Annotated in this window: 13 protein-coding genes; 5 read left to right on the forward strand and 8 right to left on the reverse strand. The window is 37.4% G+C overall.

Translation table 11 applies throughout. From position 1 onward, the window contains the following. The coding region (locus LOK78_RS12245) for a PKD domain-containing protein (RefSeq protein ID WP_232635101.1) at positions 1-3,055 on the reverse strand (3,055 nt) is incomplete at its 3' end. Between the two features lie 19 nt (positions 3,056-3,074). Next, on the reverse strand, positions 3,075-3,548 hold the full coding sequence (locus LOK78_RS12250) for a hypothetical protein (protein WP_232635102.1): 474 nt from the start codon (positions 3,546-3,548) through the stop codon (positions 3,075-3,077). Between the two features lie 159 nt (positions 3,549-3,707). On the opposite strand from LOK78_RS12250, the gene folE reads away from it, so the two are divergent. The 5 genes from folE to LOK78_RS12275 all read left to right on the forward strand — a co-directional run bounded on the left by folE (position 3,708) and on the right by LOK78_RS12275 (position 7,863). Further along, positions 3,708-4,385, forward strand: coding sequence for a GTP cyclohydrolase I FolE (gene folE, locus LOK78_RS12255; RefSeq protein ID WP_232635103.1), 678 nt, complete (start codon positions 3,708-3,710; stop codon positions 4,383-4,385). 23 nt (positions 4,386-4,408) lie between these two features. Then, positions 4,409-5,893 carry a cysteine--tRNA ligase gene (cysS, locus tag LOK78_RS12260; RefSeq protein ID WP_232635104.1) on the forward strand — a complete coding sequence of 495 codons (1,485 nt, stop codon included), beginning with the start codon at positions 4,409-4,411 and terminating at the stop codon, positions 5,891-5,893. A 4-nt stretch (positions 5,894-5,897) separates the two neighbouring features. Next, on the forward strand, positions 5,898-6,134 hold the full coding sequence (gene yidD / locus LOK78_RS12265) for a membrane protein insertion efficiency factor YidD (protein ID WP_232635105.1): 237 nt from the start codon (positions 5,898-5,900) through the stop codon (positions 6,132-6,134). 303 nt (positions 6,135-6,437) lie between these two features. After that, complete coding sequence (gene lgt / locus LOK78_RS12270) at positions 6,438-7,364, forward strand: prolipoprotein diacylglyceryl transferase (RefSeq protein ID WP_232635106.1); 927 nt, start codon at positions 6,438-6,440, stop codon at positions 7,362-7,364. A 4-nt stretch (positions 7,365-7,368) separates the two neighbouring features. Then, on the forward strand, positions 7,369-7,863 hold the full coding sequence (locus tag LOK78_RS12275) for a DUF192 domain-containing protein (protein ID WP_232395444.1): 495 nt from the start codon (positions 7,369-7,371) through the stop codon (positions 7,861-7,863). A 76-nt stretch (positions 7,864-7,939) separates the two neighbouring features. Here the strand turns inward: LOK78_RS12275 and secDF are convergent, their stop codons facing one another. The 6 genes from secDF to asnB all read right to left on the reverse strand — a co-directional run bounded on the left by secDF (position 7,940) and on the right by asnB (position 17,758). Then, positions 7,940-10,924, reverse strand: a complete 2,985-nt coding sequence (secDF, locus tag LOK78_RS12280) for a protein translocase subunit SecDF (protein ID WP_232635107.1) — start codon at positions 10,922-10,924, stop codon at positions 7,940-7,942. A 160-nt stretch (positions 10,925-11,084) separates the two neighbouring features. Then, positions 11,085-11,747, reverse strand: a complete 663-nt coding sequence (locus tag LOK78_RS12285) for a DUF4412 domain-containing protein (protein WP_232635108.1) — start codon at positions 11,745-11,747, stop codon at positions 11,085-11,087. A gap of 13 nt (positions 11,748-11,760) precedes the next feature. After that, positions 11,761-12,687 carry a malate dehydrogenase gene (mdh, locus tag LOK78_RS12290; RefSeq protein WP_053970145.1) on the reverse strand — a complete coding sequence of 309 codons (927 nt, stop codon included), beginning with the start codon at positions 12,685-12,687 and terminating at the stop codon, positions 11,761-11,763. A 180-nt stretch (positions 12,688-12,867) separates the two neighbouring features. Then, the gene (locus LOK78_RS12295; protein WP_232635109.1) at positions 12,868-13,830 is read right to left on the reverse strand and encodes a DUF6588 family protein; all 963 of its coding nucleotides are present in this window, start codon (positions 13,828-13,830) and stop codon (positions 12,868-12,870) included. Further along, a complete protein-coding gene (gene gyrB, locus LOK78_RS12300) occupies positions 13,823-15,760 on the reverse strand; it encodes a DNA topoisomerase (ATP-hydrolyzing) subunit B (RefSeq protein ID WP_232635110.1) in 1,938 nt (645 codons plus the stop codon). Before gyrB ends, LOK78_RS12295 begins: the two co-directional genes overlap by 8 nt. 333 nt (positions 15,761-16,093) lie before the next feature. Next, on the reverse strand, positions 16,094-17,758 hold the full coding sequence (asnB, locus tag LOK78_RS12305) for an asparagine synthase B (protein ID WP_232635111.1): 1,665 nt from the start codon (positions 17,756-17,758) through the stop codon (positions 16,094-16,096). Positions 17,759-17,989 lie beyond the last annotated feature (231 nt).

Below are 17,989 nucleotides of genomic sequence, written 5' to 3' on the forward strand. Positions count from 1 at the left end.
GTACGGTTACTGTATTGGTCGTCGTGTCCGGACAGGTACCGTTGGTGGTATACACCACCTCATAGGTCGCTCCAGGGGCTCCACCGGTGATGGTTCCCGTAGCTGCATCAATCACGGCATCTGTTGGCTGTGGGTCTGTAAAGGCATAGGTCCCTCCCGGGGTTACGGCTTCAGCTGTAGCGCCGTCACAGGTAGGGGTAAGCGTAAAGCTTGGGTCATCGGTCACTATCACCGTCACATCCAAGGTCGTTGGCTCACTGCATACGTTCTCAAAGGCATAGGTGACCGTATAGGTCGCTCCTGAAAGTCCGCCAATGATCTCTCCCGTGGCAGGATCGATGCTGGCACCGTCTCCTAGGTCTACCATGCTAAAGGTCCCGTCCACATCGCCCAATATGGTGGCGGTTGCTCCGCTACAGTTGGGGGTCATCTCAAAGGTGGTATCCTCGGAGAAAGGTACGGTTACCGTCAGGGTCAAAAAGTCCGGACAGGTACCGCTGGTGGTATAGGTCACGTCATAGACCGCCTCGGATGGACCGCCGGTGATCTCACCGGTATCCGGGTTGATCGTACCGCCAACGCCATTGACGTCCACCATGGTAAAGGTCCCGCCAGGGGTACCTGTTACCTCGGCTGTGGCACCGTCACAGGTCGGGATCAAGGTGAAGCTCGGGTCGTCTATGTCGATCACGTTGAAGGTCACTTCAGAGGAAGCGCTACATTCGTTGTCTAGGGCGTATATGATGGTGATCTCCTCGGATGGGGAGGCTCCGGTCACTTCTCCGGTAGTTGGGTCAATCACCGCAACCGGTGGCTGGGGATCCCCAAAACTGAAGGTCCCGCCAGGTTCGCCCGTAAGGGTCACCACCGCTCCGTCACAGGTAGGGTCTACCGTAAAGCTCGTGTCGGCAAATGGCTCGATGATCAAAAAGAATACTGGGTCGGGGCTGACGGTGGTACATGCTGTCTCAGCATTTAGATCGATACGAACCCATATAGGTTGAGGGGATGAAGTCACCGTGTATGGACTATCCAAAGAACCGGTTCCTGAATCGGCAGCAGCAAAACTGTCATAATAGGTCACTATAAAATCGCCTTCAGGTTGCGTGCCCAAAATACCTAAGGTCTGCGTTTCCAAGTCAAAATCGGCGATGCCGTCATTTGAAGGATCATCACATTGGATCATATCTTCAACTGGGTTGATGATTGGTTCAGAAACTACATTTAAAGTAAAACTGTCAATCTCAAAACAATCTGTTCCCGGTAAATCTATCCTAACCCATATCACTTCACCATCAGTTCCGGAATAGGCATCGGCAGGATCAATAATTCCAGTGTCTAGAATGGCATCCGATTCTGTATTATGATAAGTGACTTCAAAAATATCAGGATTATCAGCAGTTGCTAAAATCACTGATGTGTTTTGAGTCAAATCAAAAATATAAGGTGGGTTAGGTTGCCCGCAAATAAATAAATCATTGGGCTCTTCATTTACAATTTCAGGATAAACAGTCACACAAACAGTCTCGGAATATTCGCAACCAAAGTCATCTACAGCGGTATAGGTATAACAGTACTGTCCTTCTGTTGGAGGTTGTACTGTAATTACATTACCGTTTGTATCAATTATTGATGAATCTGCATTCCACGACTCTGATTCAATCTCAGGTGTAAATGAAAGTTCTGGAGGTTGTAAATTAGGGTCAAATTCTAATCCCCAAGAAAATATATATCCATTATCAACGGATAGATTATCTATAATGGTAATACACCAATCGCCATTTAAAGGACTTCCTATTAAATCATTAAAAGATCCTTCAGGCAAATAGGTACCAGGGACATAAGAATTATTCGGCGGATTACTTCCAGCTATCATGGTTGGAGCATTTTCAAGAATTACAGAACCAGACATTGAAAAACAATAATCAGCTCCTACTCCAGGGGTATTTGATCCATCATCATTGGCCCCTCCTAAATAAGTTCCTCCTCCACCTGGATATTGCTTCAGATGAGTATCCAGACCTGTTGGCCCAGTAATAATGATATCTAAATCTCCGGCAAAGGAATGCTCCATGTTAACACAAATACTTACTAGTTGATTCACATCTGTTAGAAGTTGATCTGAATCATAGCAATCTACTGTTATACATGTTTGATAAACGGCACCTGAGCCATCAGGTAAATATGTAGTTCCACTTACTGGTGGTGTACAATCATTAATAAAGTCAGTAGGAGTTACAACTCCAGTGATTGTAGTGGACTCCCCAAAGCAAAGCTCCGTATCAGCTGCCTCGGTACCAGTAAAATCAGGATCTGTCGAAACTTGAACCACCTGATTAATTAAGTTTGTACTTTGACACCCATCAGGGTTTACAGAAGTATTAGTATCTGTAATATTTAAATTTACAATATAAACTCCTGGTTCGCTATAAGAAAAGGTTGCTGTTTGACCAGAAGCCGTATTTCCATCTCCCAGATCCCATTCATAAGTAGCGCCCGTACCATCTACTGAAAAATCACCACTACCAGTTAAAGTTATTTCCTCATTTTGACACACTCTGATATATCCATCTTCATTGGGAGCCGGAGAGGCACTATCCAATTGAGATACTATAGTTTGACACGGTGTCAAACAAGAAATATCGGCTGCCCATCCAGCGACACTTTGTGACCCACCTGTACTATCAAATTCAATAGTTAAACAACCTGATGGATTGTTAGGCGTAGCCGTTACTGTACCCGGACTATTTACTGGTCCACCACCTGAAAAAGATCCAAAGGCATTCGCAGTAGTATCCGGTCCATCATAAATGGTCATGGTAACTGTATTCAATTGCGTACTGAACTCAGTAAAGTCTAACTGAATTTGTTGGCCATCACTTTCTGGGCATATCGTCATTACATAACTTTCACCAACGGCATATCCACTAGTGGCTCCACCAGAATCATAAAAAACCCCTGAACATTGGTTCACAGTTCCATTTTGCATGAGAACATCCTGTGAATGTATGGTGGAAATCAAAAAGAAGGAGAAAAGGAAAAATAAATATTTCATAGCTATGAGGTATAATTTCTTAATAATTATATTGAGAACGAATTAAGATAAAATAGTTAGTTCCATCTACTCTATACATTTGCGATCCTCGAGAATAAAAATTGAAATTATATTTTAAGGGATTGAAAAGGTCTTGATTAAATTTTTTGTCTCTCGTAAGGTTTTTATTGTAGGCATCAAATAAGGAAACCTCTGAAAGCATTTCACATTTTTTCTGATCACTTGCATCATTAATTTGAAGATACTCAATTCGGTTTCTAAGTAAATTTTTTATTTCTTTTTGTTTCTGATTATTATTTATAACAACTTGGTCCAAATACTCCCCATAAACTTCCTCTAGGAATCCCAATTCTTGAGCAGAAAAAGGAGCTCTGACATTCTCTTTATATTCTATTGGCTTTAAAGAAGGATAATTTGAGTTTTCTTGAGCTCTGACCTTAAAGAAGATCAACCAAAAAAACATTGTGCAAAGTGCCATATTTCTTAAATTCATAACCTAATTTTTTGTTAAAAAGAGCCTAAAAATAATAAAAAATTAAAACTACCCACGTTAATATTTCCTGCATTTTAATAATCTGTTAAGATTCCCGACGGTTCAAGGGGAAATTCTTATCTTTGCAAATTAAATTACTACCACTTTTAAGGAGCGATAATGAAATTTGATAAAAATTTAGAAGAGTTTGAATCTATTGGAGATAATCACATAGGAACATCCCATGAAACCCCTCTGAGAGTCGATGCTTTCAAACTCACTAATGATGAAAAAATTGACATCATTAAGGATGATGTGAGACATATTATGGAGACCTTGGGATTAGATTTAACAGACGACAGTCTTAAAGGAACTCCGCTAAGAGTCGCTAAGATGTTTGTTAAGGAAATTTTTGGCGGTTTACACCCAAAAAGCAAACCAAGCGCTTCTACTTTCGACAACAAATATAAATATGGTGAAATGCTGGTTGAAAAAAACATTACCTTATATTCAACTTGTGAGCATCATTTACTTCCTATAGTAGGTAAAGCCCACGTAGCTTATATTTCAAATGGAAAGGTTGTTGGACTATCCAAAATGAACCGTATTGTAGATTACTATGCGAAAAGACCTCAAGTACAAGAACGTTTAACCATTCAAATTGTTAAAGAACTTCAAGAAGTTCTAAACACTCAAGACGTAGCCTGTGTTATTGATGCCAAACACCTTTGCGTCAACTCCAGAGGAATTAGAGACATAGAAAGCAGTACCGTTACGGCAGAATTTGGCGGTCGTTTTAAAGAAAAAGAAATTAGGAGAGAGTTTTTAGACTATATTCAGTTAGAAACTAAATTTTAATCACCCCCTACCTTTTATAACTCATGCATTTGTATCAAGAGCAGCCCATTAAAATTTACAATTCCCTTACCGGAGAAAAAGAACTTTTCAAACCTATTAATGACGGCTATGTAGGCATGTATGTCTGCGGACCTACCGTATATAGCAATGTCCATTTAGGAAATGTTAGGACTTTTATGTCTTTTGATATGGTCTTTAGGTACCTTAAGCATTTGGGATATAAGGTAAGATATGTGCGAAATATTACAGATGCAGGTCACTTAGAAAACGATGCTGATGAAGGGGAAGACCGCATTGCTAAAAAAGCACGTTTAGAATCTATTGAACCAATGGAGGTGGTTCAGCGCTATACTGTAGATTTTCATAATATTCTGAATAAATTTAATTTTTTACCGCCTAGTATTGAACCTACAGCAACCGGACATATTATTGAACAAATTGAATTGATCAAAGATATTCTTCAAAATGGTTTTGCCTACGAAATTAACGGTTCGGTATATTTTGATGTCGTTAAGTTTAACCAAAGTCATGACTATGGTAAGCTAAGCAAGCGAAATCTTGAAGATATGATTCACAATACTCGTGAACTTGATGGTCAGAGTGACAAAAGAAATCCTCAGGACTTTGCGCTGTGGAAAAAGGCAGAGCCTCAACATATCATGCGATGGCCTTCACCTTGGAGCGATGGATTTCCTGGCTGGCATCTAGAATGTACTGCCATGAGCACCAAATACCTAGGAGAACATTTTGATATTCATGGAGGTGGTATGGATTTGAAGTTTCCTCATCATGAATGTGAAATTGCTCAAAATGAAGCTGCAAAAGGACAATCACCAGTTAATTATTGGATGCATGCAAACATGCTTATAATGAATGGTAAGAAAATGGCCAAATCGACTGGAAACTTTATTCTACCGAATGAGATATTCACAGGAGATAATGCCAATATAACCAAAGCTTTTTCTCCTTCAGTTGCTAGATTCTTTATGCTTCAAGCTCATTACAGAAGCGTTTTGGACTTTACAAATGACGGTTTATTAGCTAGTGAAAAAGGATTTAACCGTTTAATGGAAGCCATTAACCACTTGGATCATTTACCTGTTTCAGCAACAAGTAGTATTGATCTACCAAGTTGGATTCAAAAATGTTATGATGCGATGAATGATGATTTCAATTCGCCCATTTTAATAGCAAATTTGTTTGAAGGGGTTAAATATATCAATCAAATAAAAGAAGGTAATGAATCGATAAGTCAAGAAGATTTAAACACCTTTAAAAATACCATTCACACCTTTGTTTTTGATGTTCTGGGATTGTTACCTAGCCAATCCAGTTCTGATAATTCAGACGATAAACTGACAGGTACCGTTGAATTACTTATCAAGCTAAGACAAGAAGCCAGAGCGAATAAGAACTTTGCACTTTCAGACCAAATTAGGGACGAGCTTACTTCCTTAGGAATTCAATTAAAAGACGGAAAAGAAGGCACTACATTTTCCACAAATTAAGCATATGAAAAACATCTTGATAAAACCGTTTATCTATTTGGTAAAGTTTTATCAAGGTGCCATTTCACCTCTATTCCCTGCTACTTGCAGATACCAGCCCACTTGCTCTCATTATACCATTGAAGCTTTACAAAAGCATGGTCTTTTAAAAGGCGGTTGGTTGGCTATTAAGAGGATTTTTAGTTGTCATCCTTGGGGAGGTAGTGGTTATGACCCAGTTCCTGACAAGCATGACAACTAGCCCACGCGCCAGCTCGCCTGTTCTCTAAAAATGTACCTCGTACATTTTCTTAACGCTCCAGCGCCTTGAGGAGGTAGTGGTTATGACCCAGTTCCTGACAAGGATGACAACTAGCCTACCCGCCAGCTCGCCTGTTCTCTAAAAATGTACACCGTACATTTTCTTAACGCTCCAGCGCCTTGGGGAGGTAGTGGTTATGATCCAGTTCCTGAAAAAGACCCAAAAAAATAACGTATTGTTATAATTCTTTTATTTTTTCTCCGAGTTTCAATTGGCTATATTTACCCTTTAAAATTAAACTCTATGTTTTTACTTAAATTCGATTGGAATCCCGTCTCAGGAATTGATATTATCGGAAATTTCAAAATCCATTTTTATAGTGTCATGTGGATTATTGCCTTTCTTTTGGGATGGCAAATCATGAAACGAATTTTCATTCGAGAAAAAGTAAAACTTGAATATTTAGATCCTTTATTTCTTTATACGGTTCTAGCTACTTTAATAGGTGCCAGATTGGGTCATGTCTTATTTTATCAAGCCGAATTAATCAAGGAAGATTTCTTTAGCATTTTCCTTCCTTTCAGTTTTAAAAACGGGATCGAATTTACAGGGTTTCAAGGATTGGCAAGCCATGGAGCGGCCATTGGAATCATTACTGGCATGTATTTATACCGAAGAAAATACAAATATAAAACCCTAATGTGGATCTTGGACCGAATTGTTATACCTGTAGCAAGCGGTGCGATCTTTATTAGGATAGGTAACTTTATAAACTCTGAAATAATAGGTAAAATAACCGATTCACCTTTAGGAGTCCGATTCATTCAGGATGAATACAGCAAATATGAAATTGTTAAATTAACAGGGATCAATAAGGTTCAAGAGGCTTATATGGCGGTAACAAATAATCCACAGTTTTCTAATCTATTGGAGGCTGTCCCTTATAGACATCCCGCTCAATTATATGAGTCCTTTTGTTACATTATTGTATTTTTAATTTTAGTGTGGGTTTACCTTAAAACCAATAAAGGACAACAAGAAGGATTCTTATTTGGCCTATTTTTAGTTTTCTTATGGACCGTTCGGTTCTTTGTTGAATTTGTCAAAGAGGCACAGGTTGATGAGCGAGCCACATGGGCTTTAAATACAGGCCAATGGTTAAGCATACCTTTTATTCTTTTAGGCTTCTATTTCATGTTTGTTTATAAACCAAAACACAAAGTTGCATAAAGCCATGAAATTAAAAAACGTGTCTTTATACTGTTTGCTAATGGGAGGTATTTTCAGCTTTTCATGTAAAGAAAAACCTGAACAAAATAATATTAAGCAAACACAGATCAGCTTTAAGAAAGAAGGTGAATTAAAGCTATTTCACCAAAAGACAGATTCCATAGTAAAGCAATTGGATATTGAAATAGCCGATTCTGAATATGAAAGAGAAACAGGCTTGATGTACCGTCAATCTATGCGAGACAGTCAAGGAATGCTTTTTGTTTTTCAAGATTACAACCCAAGATGGTTCTACATGAAGAATACCCAAATTGCTTTGGATATTATTTATCTGGACAAAGACCAAAAGATTGTCAGTTTTCAGAAGAATGCCCAACCCATGAATGAAACTTCTTTACCCTCAAATAAACCGGCCATGTACGTATTGGAAGTAAATGCTGGTTTGTCTGATCAATGGGGCTTAAAAGTAGGCGATTCCATATCCTATATTAGAAATTAATTTATTTACACATATGTAATAAAAAAAGCCTTTCCAATTGGAAAGGCTTTTTAATAAAATCTAGTTAGTTCTATATTTAAGCTTCTGCTGTTTCTTCAACAACTTCTTCTTTCTTTCTTAAACTTTCCTTAGCATCACCTTTTTTCACTGAATCATACATGATTGGTGTTGCAATAAACAAGGATGAATAGGTACCAACAACTACACCAACTATCAAGGCAAACATAAATCCTCTAATAGAATCCCCTCCGAAGAAGAAAATAGCCAACAACACCACCAAGGTAGTAAGTGAGGTATTCAATGTTCTACTTAATGTACTGCTCAATGAAGAGTTAATTACTTTATTGAATGGCCAAGCTGTATGCTCATTGAAGAACTCTCTAATTCTATCAAACACAACCACGGTATCATTTAATGAATAACCAATAACCGTTAAGATGGCAGCAATAAAAGCTTGGTCAATCTCCATGGAGAATGGCATAAACTTATAGGTTAAAGAGAACACCCCAAGAACAATAATCACATCATGGAAAACAGCCGCAACTGCCCCTAATGAGAATTGCCATCTCTTGAATCGTAACAAGATATAAAGGAAAACCACTAACAAGGATCCTAAAACCGCCCAGAAAGACTCTTTCTTAAGATCATCTGCAATCGTTGGACTTACTTTATAATATTTCATTAAACCAACTGTCTTATGCTCATTGTCACTGATGAAATCATCATAACTAGCATCTCCTAAATATGGTTGTAATTCAGTGTAAAGCGATTTTCTGATTTCTTCATCAACTTCAGCTCCTGTTTCGTCAACTTTATATTTGGTAGTTATTTTTAATTGGTTTGCATTACCAAAAGTTTTGGCGTCTGCACTTCCAAAGAAATCATTTAAAGTCTTAGAAATTTCTGAAGAACTAACTGCTTGTGGGAAACGAACTTGATACGTTCTACCTCCAACGAAATCAACTCCTTGATCCAAGCCATTTGTAAACAAAGAACCTAAGCTAATTACTAGTAAAGCTCCTGATAAAATGTAAGCCACCTTACGCTTCTTCAAGAAATTAATATTGATATTTCTAAATAAGTTTTTAGTAACACCAGTTGAGAACGTTAAAGTTCCTCCTCTATTCACATACCAATCAACTATCAATCTTGTAATGAAAATAGCAGTAAACAATGATGTACCAATACCAATTAATAAGGTAGTAGCAAATCCTTTAATTGGTCCTGTACCAAATACAAATAAGATTAAAGCCGTTAAACCAGTTGTAATGTTAGCATCTAAAATAGAAGATAAAGCATTACTAAAACCGTCTTGAATGGATTCCTTTTGTCCTTTACCCTTTTCAAGTTCCTCACGGATTCTTTCAAAGATAAGCACGTTAGCATCTACAGACATACCAATTGTCAAAACGATACCCGCAATACCTGGCAAAGTCAATACTGCTCCTAATCCTGAAAGAACTCCAAAGATTAAAAGAATGTTGAACAACATAGCGATATCAGCGAATAAACCACCTTTTCCGTAATAAACGATCATCCATAATAGAACCAAGGCCAATGCAATTGCAAATGATAACTGACCGCTATCAATAGCCTCTTGTCCTAAAGATGGTCCTACTACTTCACTTTGAATAATATCTGCTGATGCTGGTAACTTACCTGCACGCAATACGTTAGCTAAGTCGGTTGCCTCATTAAGAGTGAAATCTCCAGAGATTTGAGAGTTCCCTCCTGAAATAGCCCCAGTGGTTACACCTGGTGCAGAATAGACAACGTTATCTAGAACGATAGCAATTTGACTCTGTTGTTGGTAAGCTACACCGGTCATTTCTTCCCAAATTTTAGCTCCTTTGCTATTCATTTGCATAGAAACAACTGGCTTACCCGTTGGACCATATTCTTGACGAGCATCTGTAATTACAGCTCCACTTAGAGGAGGCATGTTATCACGGTTTCCTGCTAAAGCATACAATTCAACTATTTCACTATCGGTATCAGGTTTTCCAAAGGCAAATTTCACATATCTAAAATCTGCAGGCAATAAGGCTCTTACTTGAGGCATATTCAAGTATTCTTCCATAGTTCCCTTATCCTTAGTAGCAAATTGAGCTACTACAGGACCACCTTGGTAACCAAATCCTTTAATTAATTTTCCAATAGGGTTGTTATCATTGACAGCGGTTGAATCTGGATCGTCTCCTAAAAGATCTGCAATTTTATCATCTTGGGTAGTATCGGTTGCAACTGTAGAATCGGCTTGCTTTTCAGCATCCTTCTCCGTTTCCATGTCTTTCAACAATTCATTAGCCTCACTAAGAAAGTTCAAAAATTGATCCCCTCTGTAAGCATCCCAAAATTCTAATTGAGCTGTACTTTGTAATAGTTTTGTAGCACGCTCTACATCCTTAACCCCTGGTAACTCCACTAAAATTCTACCAGAATTCCCTAAACGCTGAATGTTTGGAGATGTTACACCAAATTCATCAATACGCTTACGTAATACTTCAAACGCAGACACAATTGATTCATCAACTTTTCTTTCGATAATTGGTTGCACCTCACTGTCGGACATATCAAAAGTAATCTCCTCACTTAAGGTTCTATTTCCAAAAATATCAGGAGACGCTAATTTTTTATCTCCTTTGATTTCGTCAAATGCAATAAAGAAATCTTCAACAAAGGTGTTTTGACTAGTTACTTGCGCTTCTGAAGCATTATCCAATGCTTGATTGAAAGTGGCGTCTTTAGAGTAATTTGCAAGTCCTTTCAAAATGTCTTTAACAGACACTTGTAAAATAACGTTAACCCCTCCTTTTAGGTCCAGACCTAAATTCATGGAGTTGTCCTTAACTTGGTTATAGGTATAGTCTGCTACACCTAAACTGAATACTTTTTCGTTGGAAATAGAATCTAAAAACTGACGTTCTTTTGCCGCATCTCCACTGGCATAAGCCCTTGCTTCATCTTCAATACTATTTGCTTTAAATGTAAAGGAAAGCTGGTAAATACTTACCAAGCCGAACAAAATTGCAAACAGTTTTACTAGTCCTTTGTTCTGCATTATCTATTATATTAATTAGTTTATTTTAGTTTTTTAACGTTATTTTTAAAAACGAGCAAATATATGATTTACACAATGAATACCCAATAGAAATTAATATTTTGTAAAAAAAAAGAGCGACCGTATAGTCGCTCTTTTTTTTATCTGAAATTCCATCCTATTAATTCTGTGGATTTGGAACTTGAAGTTCTGTATATCCCTCTGGAATTGTCATGTCAAATTTATCATCAGAAACCTCTTCTTTTCTTAATTCTTTAATTTCATAAGTCAAGGTAATTTCAGCTTCTGGTTGATTCATTTTCATAACCATATATAAAGGAAAACCTTCCAGTTTTGAACCATAACCGGAAAACTGTTCAGAAACTGCTTGAATTTTATCAGTCACAAAATACTCTGAAGTCATTTTCATGCCTCCTTCTTCAATTGTCACAAAATATTGTTGACATTCATAGCCTAAAACAGTTTTAGTTTCAGTCCCTTTTTCTACGGTCATCTTATCTAAATCTTCCTGTGTAGGCGCTATATCCTTTTTAGAATACATTTTGCCTCCCATGTTATTCATTAACAATAACATCTTCTTGGCTTTAGCATCAATGATGGTAATGGTTTCACCAGCCATTAAATTATTAGATTCAGAACGTGTTTTGTTCCCCTTAAAATAAGTGGTTGTTGTCATATCACCCATCATCGCCAATTGCCCTTGAACTTCTGCATTGTTGCTTGACATGGTCATACTGCCCACAGCTACGCCTTCATCAAAACTTTCTTGAGAAAATACGGTAAGATGAATAGATAATAAAAATAGAAAAACGAATCTTTTCATAAATTCAGACCAATTAAACATCTAATAAACCATTTGTTTTACTCACGCCTTCGGCACTGGTAAACATCTGTTGCTTTTCTTCTTCAGACAATTCAATTTCAACTACTTTTTCAATTCCTTTTCTACCTAGAACAACTGGAACCCCGATACAAAGATCATTTAATCCATATTCACCTTCCAACAAGGTAGAGCAAGGGAAAATTTTCTTTTGGTCACATGCAATAGCTTGTACCAAAGCGCTTACAGCTGCTCCTGGAGCATACCACGCAGAAGTTCCTAAAAGTTTGGTTAGAGTAGCCCCACCAACTTTGGTATCTTCTTTCACTTGGTCTAATCTTTCTTCTGAAATAAATTCGGTAACAGGCACAGAATTTCTAGTAGCTAAACGTGTTAATGGAACCATACCCACATCACTGTGACCACCAATTACCATTCCGTCAACATCACTAATAGGAGCTCCTAAAGCTTCTGCTAATCTGTATTTAAATCTAGCTGAATCTAAAGCTCCACCCATTCCTATAATTCTGTGTTTTGGCAAACCTGAAGTTTTGTGAGCCAAATACGTCATAGTATCCATAGGATTACTTACTACAATCAAAATGGTATCTGGAGATTGCTCAATTAGGTTTGAAGTTACACTTTGAACAATTCCGGCATTGATTCCAATCAATTCTTCTCTAGTCATTCCAGGTTTACGGGGAATACCAGAAGTAATAACACAGATATCACTACCTGCAGTCTTGGTGTAATCGTTTGTTACACCCGTAATTTTTGTATCAAAACCATTCAAAGAGGCTGTTTGCATTAAATCCATTGCTTTACCTTCAGCATATCCTTCTTTGATATCCAATAAAACAACTTCTGAAGCAAAATTTTTAATCGCAATATATTCGGCACAACTAGCCCCTACTGCTCCTGCTCCAACTACTGTAACTTTCATGTATTTAATTTTTTAAGATTTGTAAATAATTCCCACAAATTTAAAACTTTTCGAGCAATATGGATTCCAGATTTAAGGAAATATAAACTCAAACACAAACTTTTTTAACTTCAAACGATTGAAGTTTTTAGAACTCAAAATTCAAAGGGTGTATGAAAAAAGGAAAGTTATAATTTGGCCTTATAAATTATAATTGATACCAACTATTAAGTTAGTGAATTTACCGAAAGTGATCATTGAGTTAAATGAAAAATCATGGAATCGATAGTCTACACCTAAATCGGCCTTGAACATTGATTTACTGTCAGCAAGGTTTTCCAAAGCACTATTAAGAGTCTCTAGTAAACCCTCTCCTTCTCCACCCATAGTATATTCAAAACTACTTGATGTCAAACCCAAAGCCGATGAAATAGTCCAATTGCTAACCTCCTTTGAAGCTAAAAGATTAAAAGCCCAGGATTTTCCGTCTACAGAAATGGTATTTAAAGAACCCAAAGGAGTACTTACGGCAGAAAATGTATTACTTACGGAATAATTTGAATAAGAAACTAAGGCAGCCAAATTAAAAGTAGGTTCTGCATTACTTTTTTGAAACCATTGATTCAGATTATGCTGCAATCCAAAACCTAAAATTTGATAATAGGTCTTTTTAATCTTGATTTCTGGAGAATACCTAACAATCACTGTAGTTCCCTTCCAAAGTCCCATTGCCACCTGTAATTGGGCATGTTTAACATTGGATTCATTCAATCCTTCAGGAGAGTCAAATTCAAAGGTGTAATCTCCTATATGTCCTTCCAAGGGCACAAAATCATCTCCTCCAAGTGCGGTTGGAGAATAAGCTGTGGTTTCGTCACCTTGAATGGTTAAATTGTAAAGTTGGGATTCGTCAATTAAAAAAGAATCATACTTAGAGTTGACAAACAACATGTTTCCTTGAAGAGAAAACTCAAAATCCCATAAGTCTTTTGCTTTAGCCGATGTGTACCAACCTCCTGAAGATTGGTACACTGCAGCCTCTGCAGCTGGAGTCACATATTGCTCTGATAGAAATACCAAATCCTGTGTCACTCCAACTAAATCCTCAATTTGTGCAAATACAGTCGAGGAAATAAATATAAAGAATAAAGATAGTCTATACATCAATATTCGCGTAGATGGCATTCTTCTCAATGAATTCTCTACGAGGTGGTACATCATCACCCATTAACATAGAAAAAATGCGATCTGCCTCACTACCGTTATCAATATTTACTTGACGAAGCGTTCTAAATTCAGGATTCATGGTTGTATCCCATAACTGCTCAGCATTCATCTCTCCAAGACCTTTGTAACGTTGAACGCTTACGCTTCCTCCAAACTCTTCTGCAATACCATCACGCTCCTTATCATTCCAAGCGTAACGTTTTTTATTACCTTTTTTAACCAAATACAAAGGAGGCGTTGCGATATAGACGTGTCCGTTTTCAATCAATTCCTTCATATATCTAAAGAAGAACGTTAAGATTAAAGTAGCAATGTGGCTACCATCAATATCCGCATCACACATAATAACGATTTTGTGATAACGTAATTTGGTAAGATTTAAAGCTTTACTATCTTCTTCGGTTCCAATGGTCACTCCTAAAGCCGTAAAAATATTTTTAATCTCTTCATTTTCAAACACCTTATGCTGCATCGCCTTCTCCACATTCAAAATTTTACCACGTAGCGGTAAGATTGCTTGAAAGTTTCTATCACGCCCTTGTTTTGCAGTTCCACCTGCCGAATCACCCTCTACAAGGAACACCTCACATTTTGCAGGATCTTGCTCGGAGCAATCACTTAATTTTCCTGGTAGGCCTCCAATGCTCATCACCGTTTTACGCTGAACCATTTCACGGGCCTTTTGGGCCGCATGACGCGCTTGGGCCGCCAAGATTACTTTTTGAACAATAATTTTGGCATCATCTGGATGCTCTTCCAAATAATCGGTTAGCATTTCAGAAACGGCTTGACTTACGGATGCCGAAACTTCCCGGTTACCTAATTTGGTTTTGGTTTGTCCCTCAAACTGAGGTTCCGCAACTTTAACGGATACAATTGCTGTTAATCCTTCTCTAAAGTCGTCTCCTGAAATTTCAAACTTCAGTTTATCTAACATTCCAGATTCATCAGCATATTTCTTTAAGGTATGTGTTAAACCTCTACGGAAACCGGATAAGTGAGTCCCTCCTTCATGAGTATTAATATTATTTACATAAGAGTGTAAATTTTCAGCATAAGACGTATTATACACCATGGCCACCTCAACAGGAATACCATTTTTCTCTCCTTCAAAAGCAATTACATCCTTCATGATAGGCTCTCTTGTTCCGTCTAAATACTTCACAAACTCAGTCAACCCCTCTTCAGAATAAAATATTTCACCTTCAAATTCACCTTCCTTATCAGTCGCTCTTCTATCTGTCAATACAATGGTGATTCCCTTATTCAAATAAGCCAATTCACGCATTCTACTAGCTAAAGTATCATAACTGTATTCTAACGTTTGCTGGAAGATTTGTGGATCTGGTTTAAAACTTACAATGGTTCCTCTTTCCTCTGTTTCTCCAATCGGTTTTACTGGATAAAGTGATTTTCCACGTTCATATTCTTGTTCCCAAATTTGACCATCTCTATAAACGGTTGCTCTTAAATGTTCTGATAGCGCATTCACACAACTCACACCAACACCATGTAAACCTCCAGATACCTTGTAGGAATCTTTATCAAATTTACCCCCAGCTCCAATTTTGGTCATAACTACTTCAAGAGCAGATATTCCTTCCTTTTTATGAAGATCGACAGGAATACCACGACCATTATCCTCTACAGTAATGGAATTATCCTCATTAATGGTCACTTTTATTCGATCACAATGACCTGCCAAAGCTTCGTCAATGGAGTTGTCCACCACCTCATAAACCAAATGGTGAAGCCCTCTTACACCAACATCACCAATATACATGGAAGGACGCATTCTTACGTGCTCCATCCCTTCTAATGCCTGAATACTATCGGCGGAATACTGCTTTTTAGCTTCTTCGCTCATAAAATATATTTTAGTTATTTAGCTGTTTTAATTCAATGATCTGAACCAGAAAAAACTTGTTCTTTAACCATAAAAAAATGCACTCAGTGCATCTAGGTTCAGACTTTCAAATATACGAATTAAAAGCCCCTTTTAAAAGCATTTGAGATACTTTACCATTAAATTATCAACAATTGTTAATTTCCAGAAAACCTCTTAAAACCGCTAAAAAGTACCTTAAATTGAATTTTACCCACTTTTAACATTTCCAGCAAACTTGATAAAATGACAAAATCCCGCATAAGCGGGATTCTGAAAAATAAAGAAAGGAATTAAAACAACAAAAAACAACTTTTAATAGGCATCGGCGTGCACTTTTGACACAGCCCTACCAGATGGCTCATTCATATTTTTAAAGGCTTCGTCCCACTCTAAAGCAATTTTGGTACTACAGGCTACACTTGGCTCTTGAGGCACACACATAGCTGCAGCATCACTTGGGAAATGATCAGCAAAGATGGAACGATAATAAAATTCTTCTTTAGATGTAGGTGTTTGAATTGGAAATTTATATTTAGCATTCGCTAGTTGCTCATCTGACACAGCCTCATTAACAACCTGCTTCAAGGTATCAATCCAACTGTATCCTACACCATCACTAAATTGCTCTTTTTGTCTCCAAGCAACACTCTCGGGCAAATAACTTTCAAATGCTTTTCTAATGACCCATTTCTCCATACGTTCGCCATTAATCATTTTATCTTGAGGATTAATGCTCATAGCTACATCCATAAATTCCTTATCTAAAAATGGAACCCTTCCTTCAATGCCCCAAGCCGCTAAACTTTTATTAGCCCTGAGACAATCATACATATGCAATTTACTCAGTTTCCTAACAGTTTCTTCATGGAACTCTTTGGCATTTGGCGCCTTATGGAAATAAAGATATCCACCGAACAATTCATCAGCTCCTTCTCCAGACAACACCATTTTGATTCCCATAGATTTAATCACTCGGGCCATAAGATACATCGGGGTGCTGGCTCGAACCGTAGTAATATCATATGTTTCAAGATTGTAAATTACATCTCTAATAGCATCTAAGCCTTCTTGTATTGTGAATTTAATTTCATGATGTATGGTCCCAATATGGTCAGCAACCTTTCTAGCAGCTGCCAAATCGGGGGAGCCTTCCAAGCCTACAGAAAAAGAATGCAATTGCGGCCACCAAGCATCAGCCACGTCTCCACTTTCGATTCTTTTCTGGGAAAACTTTTTAGCAATAGCCGAAGTAACCGAAGAATCCAATCCGCCACTTAGCAACACCCCGTAAGGCACATCACTCATCAATTGTCTGTGTACCGCCGCTTCAAGAGCTTGCTTTATTTTTTCAATACTTGTTTCATTATCCTTAACGGCATCAAAATCCACCCAATCTCTTTTATACCATTGAACCATTTCACCATCCTTACTATGTAAATAGTGTCCCGGAGGAAACAACTCAATTTTAGTGCAATAGGTTTCCAATGCTTTTAATTCTGAAGCAACATAAAAAGTTCCATTTTCATCCCACCCTATATATAATGGTATTATTCCCATATGGTCTCGGGCAACGAAATATTCATCCTTCTCCACATCATAAATAGCAAATCCAAAAATGCCATTCATTTCATCAATAAAGTCAACGCCCTTTTCTTTATATAAAGCCAAAATTACCTCACAATCGCTTTCAGTCTGAAACTCATAATCTCCTTCAAACTGCTTTCTCAACTCTCTGTGGTTATATATTTCTCCATTAGCCGCTAAAACCAAACTTTTATCGTGAGAAAAAAGAGGCTGCTTTCCTGAAGCTGGATCTACAATCGCCAACCGTTCATGCGCCATAATAGCCTTATCATTATCAAAGATTCCACTCCAATCCGGACCACGATGACGAATTTTTTTAGACATCTCCAAAACTTGAGATCTTAAAACCTCAGACTTCTGCTTTAAATCAAACGCACATACTATTCCACACATATTTTTAAAACTTAGTATTAATAACGAAGCAAATATGCGTTTATAGTTTCATTTTAAAAACAACAAAACGTTTTTTGATTTCATTTAACACTAAAAACAGTTAACACAATATCATTTTAAAAGTATTAAACCTCTTTTAAGAACTTATAGTTAACTTTTCATATCATTTCTTCAAAAAATTCGTTTAATTGGATAGATGATTTTATCTTTAAGTCTTTAAAAAATTGTAAC

This window comes from Mangrovimonas futianensis (genome assembly GCF_021245805.1).
GTDB classification, from domain to species: domain Bacteria; phylum Bacteroidota; class Bacteroidia; order Flavobacteriales; family Flavobacteriaceae; genus Mangrovimonas; species Mangrovimonas futianensis.

What these genes read in the sequence shown, in the direction of transcription:
- mdh (WP_053970145.1), bottom strand. Translation starts at nt 12,687, where the DNA reads ATGAAAGTTACAGTAGTTGGAGCAGGAGCAGTAGGGGCTAGTTGTGCC.
- lgt (WP_232635106.1), top strand. Translation starts at nt 6,438, where the DNA reads ATGTTTTTACTTAAATTCGATTGGAATCCCGTCTCAGGAATTGATATT.
- folE (WP_232635103.1), top strand. Translation starts at nt 3,708, where the DNA reads ATGAAATTTGATAAAAATTTAGAAGAGTTTGAATCTATTGGAGATAAT.
- yidD (WP_232635105.1), top strand. Translation starts at nt 5,898, where the DNA reads ATGAAAAACATCTTGATAAAACCGTTTATCTATTTGGTAAAGTTTTAT.
- LOK78_RS12250 (WP_232635102.1), bottom strand. Translation starts at nt 3,548, where the DNA reads ATGAATTTAAGAAATATGGCACTTTGCACAATGTTTTTTTGGTTGATC.
- asnB (WP_232635111.1), bottom strand. Translation starts at nt 17,758, where the DNA reads ATGTGTGGAATAGTATGTGCGTTTGATTTAAAGCAGAAGTCTGAGGTT.
- gyrB (WP_232635110.1), bottom strand. Translation starts at nt 15,760, where the DNA reads ATGAGCGAAGAAGCTAAAAAGCAGTATTCCGCCGATAGTATTCAGGCA.
- secDF (WP_232635107.1), bottom strand. Translation starts at nt 10,924, where the DNA reads ATGCAGAACAAAGGACTAGTAAAACTGTTTGCAATTTTGTTCGGCTTG.
- LOK78_RS12295 (WP_232635109.1), bottom strand. Translation starts at nt 13,830, where the DNA reads ATGTATAGACTATCTTTATTCTTTATATTTATTTCCTCGACTGTATTT.
- cysS (WP_232635104.1), top strand. Translation starts at nt 4,409, where the DNA reads ATGCATTTGTATCAAGAGCAGCCCATTAAAATTTACAATTCCCTTACC.
- LOK78_RS12285 (WP_232635108.1), bottom strand. Translation starts at nt 11,747, where the DNA reads ATGAAAAGATTCGTTTTTCTATTTTTATTATCTATTCATCTTACCGTA.
- LOK78_RS12275 (WP_232395444.1), top strand. Translation starts at nt 7,369, where the DNA reads ATGAAATTAAAAAACGTGTCTTTATACTGTTTGCTAATGGGAGGTATT.